The organism is Devosia sp. Root685, assembly GCF_001427875.1.
Taxonomy (GTDB): domain Bacteria; phylum Pseudomonadota; class Alphaproteobacteria; order Rhizobiales; family Devosiaceae; genus Devosia.
In genome coordinates this window covers 1-18,060 of record NZ_LMHK01000005.1, presented here as the reverse complement: position 1 = coordinate 18,060, position 18,060 = coordinate 1, and the positions used below count along the sequence as shown (strand labels likewise).

General features: G+C 62.5%; 15 protein-coding genes. 6 read left to right on the top strand and 9 right to left on the bottom strand.

The features are described from left to right. The first annotated feature begins 43 nt into the window (after window positions 1-43). Entirely contained in the window at window positions 44-2,437 is a 2,394-nt protein-coding gene (locus ASD83_RS19475) for a methyl-accepting chemotaxis protein (protein WP_244489242.1), read from the top strand. A gap of 53 nt (window positions 2,438-2,490) precedes the next feature. Here the strand turns inward: ASD83_RS19475 and ASD83_RS19470 are convergent, their stop codons facing one another. The 8 genes from ASD83_RS19470 to ASD83_RS19435 form a co-directional block, all read right to left on the bottom strand. After that, a complete protein-coding gene (locus ASD83_RS19470; protein WP_056314085.1) occupies window positions 2,491-2,712 on the bottom strand; it encodes a hypothetical protein in 222 nt (73 codons plus the stop codon). 187 nt (window positions 2,713-2,899) lie between these two features. Next, window positions 2,900-4,762, bottom strand: a complete 1,863-nt coding sequence (locus tag ASD83_RS19465) for an adenine deaminase (protein ID WP_056314084.1) — start codon at window positions 4,760-4,762, stop codon at window positions 2,900-2,902. Continuing rightward, entirely contained in the window at window positions 4,759-5,709 is a 951-nt protein-coding gene (locus ASD83_RS19460; protein WP_056314083.1) for an ABC transporter permease, read from the bottom strand. The genes ASD83_RS19465 and ASD83_RS19460 overlap by 4 nt, the downstream gene beginning before the upstream one ends. Then, window positions 5,706-6,803: an ABC transporter permease gene (locus ASD83_RS19455; RefSeq protein WP_200946540.1), complete on the bottom strand. Its 1,098-nt coding sequence runs from the start codon at window positions 6,801-6,803 to the stop codon at window positions 5,706-5,708. The genes ASD83_RS19460 and ASD83_RS19455 overlap by 4 nt, the downstream gene beginning before the upstream one ends. After that, window positions 6,800-8,344, bottom strand: coding sequence for an ABC transporter ATP-binding protein (locus ASD83_RS19450; protein WP_056314081.1), 1,545 nt, complete (start codon window positions 8,342-8,344; stop codon window positions 6,800-6,802). The genes ASD83_RS19455 and ASD83_RS19450 overlap by 4 nt, the downstream gene beginning before the upstream one ends. Window positions 8,345-8,400: 56 nt before the next feature. Next, on the bottom strand, window positions 8,401-9,450 hold the full coding sequence (locus ASD83_RS19445) for a BMP family lipoprotein (RefSeq protein WP_056314080.1): 1,050 nt from the start codon (window positions 9,448-9,450) through the stop codon (window positions 8,401-8,403). Between the two features lie 22 nt (window positions 9,451-9,472). After that, entirely contained in the window at window positions 9,473-10,426 is a 954-nt protein-coding gene (locus ASD83_RS19440; protein ID WP_056314079.1) for a nucleoside hydrolase, read from the bottom strand. Continuing rightward, the gene (locus ASD83_RS19435) at window positions 10,426-11,769 is read right to left on the bottom strand and encodes an amidohydrolase family protein (RefSeq protein WP_056314078.1); all 1,344 of its coding nucleotides are present in this window, start codon (window positions 11,767-11,769) and stop codon (window positions 10,426-10,428) included. The genes ASD83_RS19440 and ASD83_RS19435 overlap by 1 nt, the downstream gene beginning before the upstream one ends. A gap of 136 nt (window positions 11,770-11,905) precedes the next feature. Between ASD83_RS19435 and ASD83_RS19430 the strand changes: the two genes are divergently transcribed. From ASD83_RS19430 to ASD83_RS19410, 5 genes are all read left to right on the top strand, one after another. Beyond that, complete coding sequence (locus ASD83_RS19430) at window positions 11,906-12,865, top strand: hypothetical protein (protein WP_056314077.1); 960 nt, start codon at window positions 11,906-11,908, stop codon at window positions 12,863-12,865. Further along, on the top strand, window positions 12,862-13,599 hold the full coding sequence (locus ASD83_RS19425) for a creatininase family protein (protein ID WP_056314277.1): 738 nt from the start codon (window positions 12,862-12,864) through the stop codon (window positions 13,597-13,599). The genes ASD83_RS19430 and ASD83_RS19425 overlap by 4 nt, the downstream gene beginning before the upstream one ends. A 9-nt stretch (window positions 13,600-13,608) precedes the next feature. Next, entirely contained in the window at window positions 13,609-14,610 is a 1,002-nt protein-coding gene (locus ASD83_RS19420) for a LacI family DNA-binding transcriptional regulator (protein ID WP_056314076.1), read from the top strand. 10 nt (window positions 14,611-14,620) lie between these two features. After that, a complete protein-coding gene (locus ASD83_RS19415; RefSeq protein WP_056314075.1) occupies window positions 14,621-15,373 on the top strand; it encodes a glutamine amidotransferase in 753 nt (250 codons plus the stop codon). Between the two features lie 89 nt (window positions 15,374-15,462). Further along, complete coding sequence (locus tag ASD83_RS19410) at window positions 15,463-17,331, top strand: adenine deaminase (protein WP_056314074.1); 1,869 nt, start codon at window positions 15,463-15,465, stop codon at window positions 17,329-17,331. A gap of 89 nt (window positions 17,332-17,420) precedes the next feature. Here the strand turns inward: ASD83_RS19410 and ASD83_RS19405 are convergent, their stop codons facing one another. After that, window positions 17,421-17,924 (bottom strand): hypothetical protein, encoded by a 504-nt coding sequence (locus tag ASD83_RS19405; RefSeq protein WP_156386058.1) that lies wholly within the window; start codon window positions 17,922-17,924, stop codon window positions 17,421-17,423. Between the last annotated feature and the right edge of the window lie 136 nt (window positions 17,925-18,060).

Below are 18,060 nucleotides of genomic sequence, written 5' to 3'. Positions count from 1 at the left end.
GCCGGCGCCCTTCAGGGTTGCCTCCGGCGGCTAGGAGGAAGAAGTGCGTCTTAATTCCCTACCCGTCAGGGTTTCCCTGTTTGCGGGACTTGTCATTGCCTTGGTCTTTTGCATCGGAATGACCTTCCTGGTGCAGCGCATCGGTAGCTCCGTCGAGCAGCAGACGACGGAATTGCAGGCCGAAACGACGCGTTCTCTTTCTGAAAAAGTAGCCCGCGATCTGGTCATCGCCAAACAGGCGGCAGCCGATATCGGCAGCGCCACGGCGGCGATGCGAACCGCGGGCATCGTGGATCGCGCCAGCTATGACAGCGTGCTTCAGACTGTGCTGGCGGAAAATCCGCAATTGCTGGCGACCTGGTCGGCCTGGGAGCCCAATGCGCTCGATGGCAAGGATGCCGAATTTGCCGGCGTAGCGCCTTGGGATGCCAGCGGCCGTTTCGTGCCCTATTGGCAGCGCGGCGGCGGGCCGATCGTGCAGGAAATGCTGATCGACTATGACAAGCCCGGCGTTGGCGACTATGCGTTGCTGCCGAAAAATCTCGACCGGACCGTGGCTATCGAGCCCTACCCCTACATGATCAGCGGCAAGGAAGTGCTGATCACCTCCTTCGGTCTGCCCATCAAGGTCAATGGCACCTATGTCGGCACCGCCGGCATCGACCTGTCGCTCGGCGCCATCAATGACGAACTGGGGGCGATGCGTCCCTTTGACACCGGCAATGTGGCGCTGATTTCGGCGACGGGTATCGTCATCGCGCATCCTGACGCGAGCCTTGTCGGCACGACGCTCGCGGCAGATTCAGAGTTGGCACAAGTCTCGGCCGCGGCGGGCAAGACGGACACCGTTGTAGAAGCAGAAGCGGCCGGCGCGGATGGCGCGCCCTGGCGCTATATGGCGGTAAGCTTTGACGCCGGCGGGACGCAGGACCGCTGGGCCGTGATTTCCATGGTGCCGCAGGCGACCCTCGGCGCTGCCGTTTCAGAAGCGCGCTGGACCATTATCGGGCTTTCGGCGATCTGCGTTTTCGCCGCCGTCGGCATCGTCTTCGGCCTTATGCTGTGGCTGGTGGGCCGCCCACTCAACCGGCTGGGGGCGACGGTCGAAACCATGACCGAGGGCAATTACGACGTGACTGTGCCCTTCATGACGCGTCAGGATGAAATCGGCACGCTGTCGCGCTCGGTAGATGTGTTCCGCGACAATGGCATCAAGGTGGCGCAGATGACCGAGGCGGAAGCTGCGCGCATCATCAGGGATCGCGATGCGCGGGCGCAGATGATGACCGAGCTGCAATCGGCTTTCGGCAATGTGGTGGATGCCGCGATCGATGGCGATTTCTCGCGCCGGGTGAATACCGAATTCCCCGATGCCGAGCTCAATTCGCTGGCGGCGGGGATCAACAAGCTGGTCGGGACCGTCGAAGGCGGGCTCGATGAAACCGGACAGGTGCTGGCGGCGCTTGCCGATACCGACCTTACCCAGCGCATCCACGGCAACTATCGCGGCGCCTTTGCCAAATTGAAGTCGGACACCAATGCGGTCGCCGACCGCCTCGCCGATGTCGTGGGGCAATTGCGTGGCACATCGCGGTCGCTGCGCACGGCCACGGCGGAAATTCTGTCCGGCGCCAACGATCTCAGCGATCGCACCACCAAGCAGGCGGCAACGATCGAAGAAACCTCGGCCGCCATGGAGCAATTGGCACGCACGGTGATCGACAATGCGAGCCAGGCGGAAGTTGCTTCGCACAAGGCGGGCGAAGTGTCCCGCTCGGCCGAAGAAGGCGGTAATCTGATGGAAGAGGCCAATGGCGCCATGGATCGGATCACCCAGTCCTCGGCCAAAATCTCCAACATTATCGGCATGATCGACGACATCGCCTTTCAGACTAACCTCCTCGCGCTCAACGCCTCGGTGGAAGCGGCGAGAGCGGGCGAGGCAGGCAAGGGCTTTGCCGTGGTTGCGGTGGAAGTGCGGCGATTGGCGCAATCGGCGGCCCAGGCTTCGTCCGACGTCAAGCAATTGATCGAACAAAGCAGCGGCGAAGTTTCGGCCGGCTCGCGTCTCGTCGCCAATGCCGCCAATCGGCTGCTGACCATGCTCGAGGCGGTGCGCGAGAACAACGAACTGCTCGGCGGCATTGCCCGCGGCAGCCGCGAACAGGCGTCGGCCATCGAAGAGGTGACCACGGCCGTGCGGCAGATGGACGAGATGACGCAACACAATGCGGCGCTGGTCGAGGAGATCAATGCTTCGATCGAGCAGACGGAAGCCCAGGCGAGCGAACTCGATCGCGTAGTCGACGTTTTCCGCCTTGCCGAGACTGCGTCGCGCAGCGCTGTGCCGGAACGCCGGGCGGCACCGAATAGGCCCGCACCGGCCTATCGGAGCCAGGGCAGCGCCGCTATCGCGCAGGACTGGTCCGAGTTTTAGGGCCGCGCAACATCTCACGCAAAGTCATTGCCCGGCAGGTCTGGGCAATGACGCTACCACCGGAAGCCCGAGGGGCTCGGGCGCTTGAAATGATCGGTCAGGGCGATCAGCACAACCATGTGCAGACGCTCCTTCGAGCCCGGATCCTTGAGGCATTTGACACGGGACGAGACGGTGAATTTGAGGCCATTGCGCAGGCCCGTTGCCGTATAGGAGAGCAATTGGGCGGCGGCGTCATAACTGGCCGCTACGACCTTGAACTCCATCGTCGCCATCACCTTCTTCCACCAGACCCGCCGCCCCTATCATGGACCCGAGCGATGGCCTCCTTCAAGGGGCGCGTTCGGCAACCGCGCTCTGGTGAGGGGCAATTCTGGCATGGGCCTTGCCACACGTAGGCCTGCCTAACGTGGCGACGGGGCCTAAATGCGCCGAGGGGTACAGCGCCGATACCTTTCCCGTTTACCAGACGATTTTGTGGGTTTCGCCGGTTTGCACGTTCACAAAACCTTCCGGGCAAAGTTCGGAAGGCGCGACGAGGACCCAGCGCCAGGGCGAGCAGGTGAGCGTCGCAAAAATCAGGAATTCGGGGAAACCGGGTTTCCAGCGGTTCATGGCGGAGGGGGCATAGACCCACTCGACCTCAGCGGCGCGGGCGAGGAATTTTTGCATGTCGGCGTCGAACACTTCGGCCGGGCGGGCGGTCATCAGGCCGGCGATTTCGAGGCGGACTTCGGCGACGACTTCGCCTTTGTGGACGAGGACCCAGCCGCCATCGATTTCGGCGAGGCGATTGACGGCCTTGGCCATGGCGGCATCGGACGAGCCGATGCACCAGATATTGTGGCTATCGTGGGCGACAGAGCAGCAAAGCGCGGTGTCGGGATCGGCGGGGCCGACGCCGCTCCAGAACATCGAGGCCACCGCGCCATCGCCGCGATAGCGGTCGATCATCGACCATTTGGTGATGAGTTTTGCCGGGTCGCGTTGCACTTCGCCGTTTGAGACCGGAAGGATTTCGACGGCAAAGTCTTCGTTCCAGGCGAAGGGGCGGGAGATGGCGGCCTGCATGGTCAAGCGACCGGGTTCGGCTTTTATGGCAAAGTCGGAGGCGGTCAGGGTGCGGCCGATATTGACGGAGCCGCTGGCCCAATCGGGCCAGTCGATGCGGGCGTCGGGGCCGGTATAGGTCTTGCCGTTGGAGACCAATTGGCCATCGGAATAGACGTGGGCGATGTCGATCGTTTTGAGATCACGCAGAAGCACTATGTCGGCATAGCGGCCCGGTGTGATCGAGCCGACCCATTGATCGATCCGCATATGGCGCGCGGGATTGATGGTGGCGCATTGAATGGCGATTTCGGGGGACAGACCATAATGGATCGCGTGGCGAACGTTGTGGTCGGTGGCGCCATCCCTAAGCGTATCGCTGGCGCTGCGGTCGTCGGTGGTAAAGGCGATGTTGGACCAGTCTTTAAGGCCCTTTTCGAGAAGACCGGGAATTATGGCGTCATATGAGAAGGGGCGCAGTTCGGTGAAGAGGCCGCGCAGCAGGCGATCCCAGGTTTCGTCGAGCGCCCAGACTTCGTGATCGGACGAGAGACCGGCGGCGGCAAAGGCCGAGATATCGTGGAGATCGGTGAGGCCATTGCCATGGCCTTCGACGACGCCGCGCATTTCGAACGTGGCGCGGATCATGCCCCACATTCTGGCGTAGCCGGGATTGGTCGGATCCCAGACCGAGGGCCAGTCCATGACTTCGTCGAGGCTGGTGACCGAGAGGCGGGTGGCGAGGAATTGCTTTTGTTCGTCGTAGCCATAATAGCCGCCGGACTGCTCCCACGGGGTGGGCGGGACGGCGGAGCCGGGCTGGATGAACACTTTCAGGGGCGAGCCGGCGCGGCGGGCTTTTTCCCAGAACTCGATGTTTTTGGGGCCATTGACGTTGGCGAATTCGTGGCTGGCTTCGCAGGTCCAGGTATTGCCGCGCGGCAGGACGAGTTCGGCTTCGAAATCGGGGGTCAGATGGGTGGATTCGATGTGCTTGTGGACTTCGCCAAAGCCGGGAACGGCGGAGAGGCTGGGGTATGAGACGCGCTCCTTGACGGTGCCGCGATAGGAGCCGACGGGGCCGACATAGGCGATGCGGCGGCCGGCGATGATGATTTCCTGGTTTTCCATCCACTCATTGGCGTGGACGGCGAGGAGACGGCCAACCTCGATGGCGAGATCGGCCGGCGCCTTGCCAAGGGAGACCAGCAGCAGGTGCTGACGGATTGTGACTTCGTCGGCGGCGTTGAGGATCAGATCGTCGGGCTGGGTCATATCTTGGAGAGGGTCCGCATCTGGCGGGCGCGCTGGGCGCGGTAGGAGAAGAGGATCAGCGCGAGGACCGTGACCACAAAGGGAATGGTCTGGATCATCTCGCCGGGGATCCAGTTGAAGAGATTGGGCATGACAATGGCGAGGGCCTCGAAGACACCAAAGAGGAGCGCTGCGAGCATAGCGCCGACGGGGTGGCGGGCGCCGAGCAGCACGGCGCCGAGGGCGATGAAGCCGCGGCCGGCGGTCATGTCGCGGGTGAAGCCGATATAGTTGAACATGGCCAATTGGGCACCACCGATGCCCGCAAGGGCGCCGGAGGCGACAAGGCTCCAGGCGCGGACTTTGGCGACGGGGATGCCGGCGGCTTCGGGCGCAGCAGGATATTCGCCGACGCCGCGGAGCCAAAGGCCATAGGGGGTGCGGAAGAGGAAATACCAGACCGCGAAAACCATGAAGACGCCGAGCCAGGAGAGGATCGAATGGCCGGAAAGGAGGGCTTTTAGCGTCGGGCCGATGACCGGGATGGCTTCGAGGAAGGAGAGGTTTACCGCGGGGACGGCTTTCGACTGAAGATTGATCGAGGTGCCCTTGTCGCCGCCGGTCGCTTGGGAGAGGGCGAAAACGGTGCCGCCGGTCGCAAGAATGTTGACGGCGAAGCCGACGAGGATGATGTCGGCCTTGAAGCGCAGGTGGAACAGCGCCATCAGCGCGCCGAGCATGGCACCGGCGCCTATGCCGGAGAGGACGGCGACGTACCAGGGGGCATAGACCGAGACGATGACCGCGGTGAGCGCGGCGATCAGCATCATGCCTTCGAGCGCGACGTTGAGCGCGCCGGACAGGTCTGAAATCAGGCCGCCGAGCGCTGCAAAAAGCAGCGGTGTGGTGGTGCGGACGACGGTGACGAAGAAGGTAGCCGAAAAGACGGTGACGAGGAGTTCGATCATTTCACGGCCTCCGGCGTGGCGACGGATGCAGACTTCTTGCCGAGGAGCGCAGTGAAGAACTTCTTGCCCGGTAGGGAGAAGGACGAGGCGACGAGGAGAATAATAATAGCCTGGACGACCGAGATCATTTCTGTCGGCACATCGGTGCGGATGCCCATGAGCTGGGCGCCCTGGCGGAGATAGCCATAGGCCAAGGCGACAAAGGGCACGGCGAGCGGGCGGGAACGGGCGACGATGGCGATGAGAATGCCTTCGAAGGCGAGGTTACCGTCGAAATTTTGCGCGAGATTACCGAAGGCGCGGCCCTGCACGAAGACGGAGCCGAGAAGGCCGCCAAAGGCGCCGGCGACGGTCATGGCGGACACCATAATGAAGCTCGAGCGGATGCCGGAATATTCGGCGAATTTCGGATTGTGGCCGACGAGGCGGAGTTTTAGGCCCCAACTGGTGCGATAGAGCAGGAACCAGACGACGAAGGTGGCGATGAGGGCAATGACGATGCCGAGATCGAAACGGGTACCGGGCAGGATGGCCGGGAAAACAGCGGTTTCGGGGAATTTCGCGGTCATCAACTGGCCAGTGCCGGCGGGGGCGAGATGGGCGCGGATGAGATAATTCACCACCAGAATGGCGATGTAATTGAGCATGAGCGAGGAAACGATCTCGCTGGCGCCAAAGCGGGCCTTGGCATAGCCGGGAATGAAGCCATAAACAGCGCCGGCGCACATGGCGGCGAGCATGGCGACCGGAATGGCCAGCGGGGTCGTGCCGATGGGCGACATGGCGATGAGGGCGGCAAAGAGACCGCCCATATAGACCTGGCCCTGCACGCCCATGGAGAATTGCCGCGCCTGAAAGACCAAGCTGAAGGCGAGGCCGGTCAGGGTGAGCTTGGCGACATCGTCGATCCAGAGGCCCATGGTGCGATTGGACGAAAGCGGCGCGGTGAGCAGCGTTTGGAACGCGGCGCCGGGATCGGCCGAGGTGAGGAGAATAACCACGAGGGCGACGGCGAGCGCGATGACCACAGCGGTCAGGGCGCGGCCGGTTTCTCTGGAGATCATGGCCCAGCGGGAGGGAGAAGTACTGCTCATTGGAGGGCTGCCCGCATGGTTTCGGGGTCCTGGCTCGAGAGGCCGAGCATATAGGTGCCCAGCGTTTCGGCGGTGAGATCATCGGAATTGACGAAGGCGGCGACGATCTTGCCGCGATAAAAGACGACGAGGCGATCGGAGAGCGCCAGCAGTTCGGAGAGATCGGCGGAGCTGAGGAGCACGGCGGCGCCGCCATCGCGGGCGTCGGTGAGGGATTTCCAGATAAACTGGGTGGCGCCGAGATCGACGCCGCGGGTCGGCTGATTGACGAGGAGCAGTTTCGGCTGTTCGGACAGTTCGCGGGCGACGACCACCTTTTGCATATTGCCGCCCGAGAGCGTGCCGACGGCATAGCCGGGGCCGCCGGAGCGAATGGAGAAACGCTCGATCAGCGAGAGGGCGTTCGCCTTCATCGCCTTGAGATCAAGCAGGCCATTGCGGACGAAGCGCTTGTCGGCGAGGCGGGTGGCGATGAGATTTTCGGCGATGGTGGCGCCGGTGGCGAGGCCACGGGCGATGCGGTCTTCGGGGATGCTGGCAAGGCCAAGCTCGCGACGTTCGAGCACGGTTTTTGGCGCGAGGCTCGTGCCATTGAGATAGACGACGCCATCGGCAATGGGGCGGAGGCCGGCAATGGCTTCGAGTAGTTCGGCCTGGCCATTGCCTTCGACGCCGACGAGGCCGAGGATCTCGCCGGAATAGACTTTCAGGTTGAGGTCCTGGGCGACGGTGACGCCATTTTCGGCGGTGAGTTTGAGCGCCTTGATCTCGCAGGCGAGGTCGCCGCGGCCCTTGGCGCGATCGACGCGCAGGGCGATTTCACGGCCGACCATCATGGTCGCGAGGCTATCCTCGGTGACGTCCTTCGCGTTGACCGAGCCGACGGTCTTGCCGCCGCGCATGACGGTGATGCGGTCGGAGATTTCGAGAACCTCGGGGAGCTTGTGGGCGATGAAGATGACGGTGCGGCCCTGGGCGACGAGGGCGCGGACGGCGACGAAAAGTTCTTCGACTTCCTGCGGCGCCAGAACGGCGGTGGGCTCATCGAGAATGAGAATGCGGGCGTCGCGATAGAGCGCTTTTAAGATTTCAACGCGCTGCTGCTGGCCGACCGGAAGCTGGCCGACGGGCGGCAGCGGATCGACGGCGAGGCGGAATTTTTCCGAAAGCGCGCGGACTTTGGCGATGGCTTCTTCGCGGTCGAATGTTATGCCGTTGCGCGGCTCGGAGCCGAGCACGACGTTTTCATAGACCGAGAAGGACGGGACCAGCGAGAAATGCTGAAACACCATGCCGATGCCGTGGTCGATGGCGTCGCGCGGATTGGCGAAATTGACGGGTTTTCCGTCGAGGCGGATTTCGCCGCGATCGGGCTGTTCGATACCGAACAGGATTTTCATCAGCGTCGATTTTCCGGCGCCATTTTCGCCGACGACGGCATGCACTTCACCGGCGGAAACGGAGAGGTTTACCCCGTCATTGGCGAGCGTGCCGCCGGGATAGGTCTTGCCGATGGAAATGGCTTCGAGCAGCGGCGCCATCGTGTCTCCTTGCAGCAGAGAATAGCCCCGCCCTTTCAAAGGCGGGGCTAAAAAGCCTAGTTCATGGCGCTTTCGACGGTGATTTCACCGGCGATGATCTTGGCTTCTTCAGCGTCGACTTCGGCGCGGACTTCGGCGGGAACGAGCTTTTCATAGAAGCTGTTCTTGGAAATACCGACCGCGCCATCGGCGAGGCCGAGGATCAGATTGGTGCCATAGGGCGCGGTGCCATCGAGGGTCTGCTGCAGGGCAGTAAAGAGCGAATCGCCGACCTTCTTTTCGACCGAGGTGAAGATCACGTCGGCCTGGGCCGGATCGGTGGGCGCAAAGATTTCGGCCTGATCGCTATCGACGCCGACGGCGAGCTTGCCTTCGTCGCGGGCGGCCTGGAGCGCGCCGATACCGGTGCCGCCGGCGATCGGGAAGACGATATCAACGCCTTGGGCAAACTGGGCCAGCGCGAGTTCCTTACCCTTGGCCGGATCGGTGAAGGAGCCAGCGACGGCGCGGGTCACTTCCACGTCGGGGTTGGCGGCCTTGGCGCCCTGTTCGAAGCCGAGGGCGAATTCGACGATGGTTGCGCCTTCAACGCCGAGGATTTCGCCGAGCTTGCCGGTCTTGGAAATTTTTGCGGCGGCGTAGCCGGCGAGATAGCCGGCGGTCGAGACGCGGTAATTGATGGCGAGGATATTGCCGAAATTGCCAGTCGAGAAATCGGGGGCATCATCGAAAATGATGAACTTGGTGTCCGGATATTCCGGGGCCAATTCGGCCATGAAGCCGGTCATTTCCCAGGTGCCGCCAATGACGACGTCAAAGCCCTGGTCGGTGGCATCGGCCAGAGCCGGCTGCCAGCGGCCACGATCAAGGCCCGCTTCGATGACGGTGACGTCAACGGGAAGTTCGGCTTCGGCGCGGTTGAGGCCGGCAGCGGCAGAGTCAAAGAAGCTCTTGTCGCCAAGATTGCCGTGAACGACCAGGGCCACCTTGAGCGGGTTTTCCTTGGTGTATTCCTGCGCCATGACGGCACCGGCCGACACCGAGGCCAGAAGGCCCGCGGTGAACAGACCGGCAAAAGCGCGACGCGAAAGTTTAGGCATGGACATTGACGGAGCTCCCTTGGCTTTGTCAGGTATTGGCGCGGTAGACGACGGAAGCGCGATAGAGCGCCACGAGGCGATCGAGCTTGGCTTCCTCGATAATGGTCACCATGGGCGTGCCCAGGCGACCGGTTGGATCGACCACTGTCATGCCGCGGGTAATGCCGGGCGCGAGCGCCACATCCATCGAGGCACGCAGGGTTTTGGTGACGAGTTCAGGCTCGATCACGGCGGCAATGGCCAGCGGATCGACGAAGCGGAAGTGATCGGGGCCGCCATAGCCGACCGTGGTGCGGCGGGCATGCTCCACAAGGGCGACCGAGAAGGTTTTTTCCGGGCTGTCCGGAATGTCCTTGAGGAGCGCATCGACTTCGTCGCCGGTCATGAAATGGGTGACGCAGGGTTCCCAGGGGGCGACGAGGGTTTCAAGCTCGGTGCCGAAGACGATGGCCGCAGCTTCGGGGTCGGCATAGATGTTGAATTCGGCAGCCGGCGTGGTGTTGCCGCGGCCATAGACGGTGGCGCCCATGATGGTGAGCTGGCCAATGCCGGGAACGATATCGGGCGCGAGGCGGAGGGCCAGCGCCAGATTGGTCAGCGGCCCGATCATCAGGATATCGACCTTTTCGCCGGCCTTGGCGGCGGCGCGGAAGGTGTCCACCAGAAAAGCCACGCCATTGGTGCCGGCGACTTCGGGGATTTTTGCGGGGCGCGGGGCGCCGCCGAGGCCGTCTTCACCGTGGATATATTTTGCGTCGATGACCGGCTGGGTCAGGGGGCGGTCGGCGCCCTTATAAACGGGAACAGAACCTTTGCCGGCAACTTCGAGGACGGTGAGGATATTGCGGGTTGCCGCATCGAGACCGACATTGCCGAAGACGGTGGTGATCGCGTCAGGCGTGCGGCCATTGCCGATCAGCATGAGGAGGGCCTGTGCGTCGTCGACGCCGCCATCGGTATCGAGAATGAGTTTTCTTGTCATTATGCCACCTTCCGGGCCGCTTCGACGCGGCTCCAGAAGTCCTTGTAGGTGTTTGAGTACTCGGCCCTTATCTCAGACAGGGGCCGGCGCAGGAGTTGCCGATCTTCCACCAGTTGTTCACCGGCGACAAAGACATGGCGGATATCCCGTCCGCTTCCCGAATAGACGAGAAGCGTCTCGATGTCAGGCGTCTCGGAATAACCGGCGCCGGAAATGTCGATGGCGATGATGTCAGCCGATTTTCCGACCTCAAGTGAGCCGATCTCGTTTTCGAGGCCGAGCGCCCTGGCGCCCTCGATGGTGGCCATGCGGATCAGTTCGGCGCTGGAGATGGGTTGCGCCCGGCGCTCACGATGCGAGGCGACGAGACCGGCGACGCGCATTTCGTTGATCATGTCATAGCCATTGTTGGCGGCGACATTGTCGGTGCCGAGGGCGACAGTGACGCCGGCAGCCTTCAAATCGACAACGGGGCAGATGCCCTCGCGGCCGGAGCGGAGACCAGCGGTCGCATTGTGCGAAATGGAGGCGTGCGGAGCGCGGGCGAAAACCGCGATGTCTTCGGGGGTGAGGTCGAGGCAGTGCGCCGCGTGGATGCGGCCATTGAAGAAGCCGAGCTTTTCGAGGGCGACGGCGGCCGTCGTGCCATAGCGGCGCTCGGTTTCTTCATTATCTTCCGGGCCGCAGGCCATATGCAGGTGAAGGCCGGCACCGAATTCATTGGCGACCGCAACCTCGGCGAGCAACAGGTCTTCGGTATTGTCGACATAGGGCGCGTGCGGGCCGAACCAAGGGATCACCCGTCCATCGGCGGAGCGCTGCTGGCGGAGGAAGTTCGTGGCCTTGGCCAATTCCTCCTCGCCGCGCGCCTTGTCACCAAGCTGCACGATGCCATAGGCGATCACGGCGCGGAGGCCAGCCTCTTTCACCGCCTCGGCAATTTCGTCGGCAAAGAAATATTGATCACAGAAGGTGGTGGTGCCCGAAAGCACCATTTCGGCGCAGGAGAGCGCGACGGCGGGGCCGATATCGGAGGAGACCAGCGACAGCTCGGGCTCGCGGATGGAATTGTACCAGCCTTCCATGGTGAGGAGACTTTGCCCCTCCGAACGGCCGCGGAAGAGGATCATGGCGGAGTGGGTATGGGCATTGACGAGGCCGGGCATGACGAGATGGCCATCAAGCGCCTTCACATCATCGAAAGCGCTATCCGGCGGGCAATTTTCCATGGGACCGATACCGGTTATTCGCCCATCGGCAAAGGTCACCCAACCGGAGGGAAAAACGGCATTGTCGCTATCCACAGTGAGAACCGTTGCATTGCGAAGCAGTGTAGAACCCATTTGACCTATCGCTAGTAAAGCGCTTTACATAGCCAATCTAACGACGGTTTTGCGAGGGTTGTCAAATGCTATCATTCCGGATTTGCACAAGCACTCACCGTATCGGATTTTTGCATATTTCTTCGGCAGAGTGCCTATGAGCATCAATCCATTTGCCGCCGATCCCGCCGTTCCGGCTCGGCTTACTGCGATAGATCCGGACGCCCGGCAGGCTATTTTTGCGCGGGTGAAGGCCGCACTTTCGGCGCGGGAAAGGCAGCCCGACAGCAATGATGGCAGCGTTCTTGCGGCTAGCATGGCGGCCGAACTGGTCACCGAATTTGGCCTCGCTTCGGTGCGCGATCTCATGTGTCTGCTGCTCGATGTCGCCAAAGAAATCGCCAGCCCGCGCATTTCCGACTTTCACGTTGGCGCGGTCGGGCTCGAGGCGGAAACCGGCAATCTCATTTTCGGCGGCAATGTCGAATTTCCCGCTACCCATCTCGGTTTCACGCTGCATGGAGAAGGCTTTGTCTTCACCCGCGCCATGAGCCGGGGGACCAATATTTCCGTTATCGCCATCGGCGAGGCGCATCCCTGCGCCCATTGCCGGCAATGCCTTGCAGAATATGCAGCAAGCGACAGGCTCGAACTGATCGACCCGCTGGGGCACACGTTGACGTTGGCTCAACTCTATCCCTGGCCCTTCGATCCCGATTATCTGGGCGAGAGCGGCGCCGTGCCGGGCCGGGACCTTTGGCCGGCGCTAAAATTTGACGAAGACGCCATTTCGCCCGTCGCCGAAACGCTTCTGGCCAAGGGACGGCGCAGCCATTCGCCCTATAGCGAGTGCCCCGGCGCAGTTTTGCTGCACCTCAAGGACGGCAATCTTGTCTCGGGCCATGCCATCGAGAGCGTGGCGTTCAACCCCACCATTCATCCGATCCAGGCGGCGATGGTCGATCTTTTGGCTCATGGCTACGCTTATTCGGACATCGTGGCGGCAAGCCTTGGCACGGTGCGTGGCGGCGATGTCGATTATACGGTGAGCACGCGGGAACTGCTGGCTCGTATTGCTCCAGAGGTGCCGCTTCTGGTGCTGGGATGGACGCCATGAGCGGAGCCGATTTCTCCCTTACGCCCTGGGTCGATGTCGCAAAACGCATCGAAGACGGGACGTTGGCCGTGCTCGCCCTTGGGGCCTGCGAACAGCACGGCGCGCACCTGCCGCTGACTACCGACACCGACATGGCACATGGCGTGGGCAGGCGGCTGGCGGACGAACTTGATGCTCTGCTGCTGCCGCCGATCACCTATGGCGATGCCTGGACCGCCAGCGCCTATCCCGGCACGATTTCCATTTCGCCGCGCACGCTGCAGGCGATGCTGGAGGATATCGGCCACGAGCTTTTGCGCATGGGTGTGCAGGGCCTCGTTATCGTCAACGGACATTTTGGCAATCGCGAACCGATGCTGCTGGCGGCGCGGGCGCTGACAACAGCCGGGCTGCCGGTGTGCCATCTCGATTATCCCGGGCTCGAGCGCCTCGCGGCCGAGATTTGCGACAGCCAGCCGGCGGGGCCGGGCTTTTACCACGCCGACGAGGTCGAAACCTCGATCATGCTCGCGGTTGCGCCCGAAGGCGTCGACATGGCGCGGGCAGAGCCATCCTATCCGAGCTTTCCACCGACCTTTGGCAGCGAGCCCCTGCAGTTTCGCGATTTCAATCCCTCCGGCGTTTTCGGGGATCCGCGACCGGCGACGGCGGCAAAGGGCGAGGCGCTGATATCAGGCATTCTGGGCGAGAGCCTTCGCATCGTCTCGGGCTGGAGGCAGCGTCATGGCATCTAGGGGGCGGCAATGGCCACGCTGAGCGATGTCGCTGCCGAAGCCGGGGTCTCGCCTACGGCTGTTTCGCGCTATCTCAACAATCGCATCGACCTGCCACAGGCGACGCGCGACCGGATCGACGCGGCCATAGCCAAGCTCGACTACCGCCCCAATCTCCTGGCGCGGCGCCTTTCCACCGGAAAATCCGAAGCCATTGCGCTGGTGACCCCCGATATCGCCAACCCCTTCTTTGCCGAACTCGCCGCCGCCGTCGAGCGTCAGGCCCATGCCAGTGGCTATTCGGTCTATATCACCTCGACCGGCGGCCATGCCGATGCCGAAATCAACGCCATTCGTCGCATGGCCGACAGCCATGTCGATGGGCTGATCATGACCACCAATCGGGTGGATGACGGTTCGCTCGCCGGTCTTCTCGCCGGCCGGGAAAACGTCGTGTTGCTCGATGAGGATATCGTCGGGGTCAGCGTGCCCCGCGTTTTCGTCGATAATGCCGAGGGCGCTTATCTCGCCGCAAAACACCTCATTGAAATGGGGCATAAGGATATTGCGCTGATCGGCGGACCGCACAGGCTGATGAGCGTCAATGAACGTTTGGCCGGCTTTACCCGCGCCATGGACGAGGCCGGCCTGCCGGTGCGGCCAGGCTGGGTGCTGCTGGGCGATTATACGCGGGATTATGGCGCGGCCGCCGCCTCGGTATTGCTCGACGCGGTGGACCTGCCCACGGCAATCCTTGCCTGTTCGGACTATATTGCCATCGGCGTCTTGCAGGTCGTGCGCGAGCACGGGCTTTCCATTCCCGGTGATATCAGCCTCGTCGGCTTCGATGACATGGCCTTCGCGGCGCTCGTTGATCCGCCGCTGACCACTATTCGCCAGCCGGTCGCCGCCATGGGCGAATTGGCGGTGAAACATTTGCTTGCCCTCCTCGAAGGGCAGACCCCGCCAGCCGAAACGCGGCTGCCGGTTGAATTGGTGACGCGCCAGTCGGTCGCTGCCCCCTCTAGATAAGGCCAAAAACATGACCAAACGCATTCTGATCGCCGGCGAATCCTGGACCGTGCATTCGATCCACCAAAAGGGCTTTGATAGTTTTACAACGACCGAATATGCCGAAGGCGTGCGCTGGCTGAAAGCGGCCCTCGAAAAGGGCGGCTGGGAGGTGACATTCCAGCCCTCGCATGTTGCGGCCCGCGATTTCCCCTTCACGGCCGAAGAGCTGGCCGTCTACGATGTCGTGCTGCTTTCCGATATCGGCGCCAATACGCTGCTGCTGCATCCCGAAACGTTTACGAAATCGCGGGTTTTGCCCAACCGGCTGGCGTCGATCCGCGACTATGTCGCCAATGGCGGCGGGCTCGTCATGGTGGGCGGCTATCTCACCTTCCAGGGGATCGATGCCAAGGCGCAATATGCCGGCTCGCCTATCGAGGATGCGCTGCCGGTGAGCATCGAAAAGGGCGACGATCGCGTCGAGGCTCCTCAGGGTATCGAGCCTCTGGTAGCAGATGCCGCGCACCCGATCGTGGCTGGTCTGGAAGCGACATGGCCGGTCCTTCTCGGCTACAATCGCATCGCGGCCAAGCCGGGCGCGACACTGGTTGCGAGCGTCGGCGACGATCCGCTCATTGTCGCGGGCGGTTTCGGCAAAGGCCGCAGCGTCGCCTTTGCCTCCGATTGCGGCCCGCACTGGGCGCCGCCGCCGTTCGTCGATTGGGTGGGCTACGAAAAGCTCTGGACGCAACTTTGCGATTGGGCGGCAGGCAAAGCCTGATCTGGCTTGCCCGGACGAACTCCCCTATGGGACAGTGCAAAAGGCCGGTGCCACGGCGCCGGCCTAACTATTTTGAGACTGGATAATCCGTGACCGCTCCCCTTCCCGACGATCTTATTGTCAATGCCAAGGATGAAGTCGCCATCCGCAAGCACCTTGCCCTCGTTGCCCTGGGCAAGAAGCCGGCGGACCGCGCCGTGCGCGTCGGGCGCCTCTTTGATTCCTATGGCCGCAATTGGCATGAGGATCAGGACGTCGTCATTTCGGGGCGCCGCATCGCCTGGGTGGGACCGGCGGGCGCCTATCCCGGCGAGGTCGCCGAGCGGGTCGATCGCCGGCAGTTCAGCGCCGTGCCCGGCTTTGGCGAGGTGCACAAGCATATCGAATCGAGCCACCTGACGCCCGAATGGGAAGCCGCGCTGGTGCTGCCGCATGGCTGCACCTGGACGTGCGAGGCGAGCCACGAGTTTTCCAACGTCAATGGTCCGAAAAATCTCGAATTCTGGCTGACGGCGCGGCTTGCGGGATCGCCGGCAAAGATCTTTCCGCTGCCGGGCTCTGCCGTGCCGCCGACGGCCTATGAATGGGGCGGCGGGCATTTTGGTTTTGCCGAGCAGACCGAGTTTTTACGCGATCACCTGCTGGTTGCGGGCCTCGACGAGGTGATGGATTGGCCCGCGGTGTGGAACCCCGAAAACCCCTCGCATGAGCGGCTCTGGGGCATGATCGAGGCTACCTTTGCGCAACGTGGCGTCGTTGAGGGTCATGCTGCGGGCATGCGCGGCATCAATGATATCAATGCTTTCGCGGGCGCCGGCATGGCTTCGGACCATGAGGCATGGACGCCGGACGAAGTGGCCGACAAGCTGCGGCGCGGGCTTTTCATGGAGCTGCGGCCGCATTCGCTCAAGGATATTGTCACTGGTTTGCTCGCCAAAGGTCAGCAGGACTGGTCGAATTTTGCGCTCTGTACCGACGATCGCAGCGCATCCGACACGATGAAGCTCGGGGCGACGGATCATAATGTGCGGCTCGCCATGGAGGCTGGATTGCCGCTCGAGATCGCGGTGCAGCTGGTTACGATCAATCCGGCGCGGCATATGCGGCTGACGCCTTGGGTGGGCGCGATTGCGCCGGGGCGCTTTGCCGATCTGGTACTGCTCGATGATGAGAAGACGCTCGGCATTGCCGAAGTCTGGGCCGATGGACAGCAGGTTTCGTCGGGCACGACCTATGTCGCCGAGGTGCCAAAAATCGATTGGCCGGAATGGGCGACGTCTTCGGTCAGTATTCATCGCCAAATGACGGCGGCGGATTTCGCGATTGAAGCGCCCGCGGGCCGCGAGAACGCCAGTGCGGCGCTGCTGCGACCTTTCCATTGGCATGACGAGTTCATCACGGCCGAATTGCCGGTCGTGGATGGGCTGGTGCAGCGCGATAGCGCGCGCAACATCACCAAGTTCGCCATTGTCGATCGCTTTTCCGGCGAAGGGCGAACGGCGAAGATGTTCTGGCTGGGGACGGGGCCGAAAACCGAGGATACCGCCCTCGCCTGCTCGATGGGGCACGACAAACACAATATCTGGGTCGTCGGCTCTTCGGACGAGGCCATGGCGCTGGCGGTCAACACGCTCAACGAGATGCAGGGCGGTTGGGCTCTGGTCAGTGGCGGCAAGGTGCTGGCAACGGTGCGCTACGAGGTCGGCGGGCTGATGACCAATCGGCCGGCGCCGGAGCTCGACAAGGAAATGGTCGAGCTCTATCGACAGGGCGAGACGATCGAATGGATGTATGAGCCGACCTTCTCGCCGCGCTGGTGGCCCGGTTTTCCCGAGCGCCTGGCTTTTGCAACGCTGACGTGTTCACCGTGGCGCTGGGTGCTTGTTGCGCCCTCGCCGCTGGCCCCGGATGGTTTTGTGAATGTTTCCAACGGAGAGACGCACCCGATTGTCTGGTAGATGCGGGAGAGGCGGGCATTGAGCCCGCCTTTTTCATGTCTGCGATAGGGGCACCCTCACATTCCCTCCGCGCCGATGTCCGCCCTTGGTTACGCCGTCAGTTCTGAAGCCAGCCTTTTTAGGAATGCGCGGCACTCCTTCAGGGTCCGGCTTGTTTCCTCGGCGATGTCTTCGCGCCGGCTCTCGCCCTGGGCCGAGAGTGTGTCGAGTAGAACCAGTCGCTCCTCATGGAGGGCGGCGCCTATGTCGAGGTCGGCGGCGGTTTCGAGGGCGCGCCGCATTTCCTGAATGCGCAAGAGGAGCGAGAAGCTGGCATAGAGCCGGCGCGCCACGGCGGGGTCGCGGCGCCAGTTTTCGGCGGCAAAGATGGCTGATGCCCGTTGCCCGGCCCCAAGACAGTCAAAGGCCTCGCAGCCGTCATAGCCCAAGGCTTCGCGTCGGGCGTGAATAGTACAGCGGAAGTCGCCGGCGAGGTATTGGCAGGGTTCTCCAGCAAGTTTGTCATGCCCGAACTGGGTGCCGCGCTGAAAGGACAGCGCGGTGCAGCATAGCGCGAAGCAATTTTGGCAGTTTGGGGCGAAGTCGGTTTCCATTTTGGCTGATCCCTGCCCTGCCGTCCTGGCTTTGCGAACCAGAGTTCAAAAGTCAAAACCCCCGGTTCTTTCGAACCGGGGGTTTTGTTATTTTGGTATGTAAAGAGACAATGTGTTTTTGGCAGACCTTGCAGTG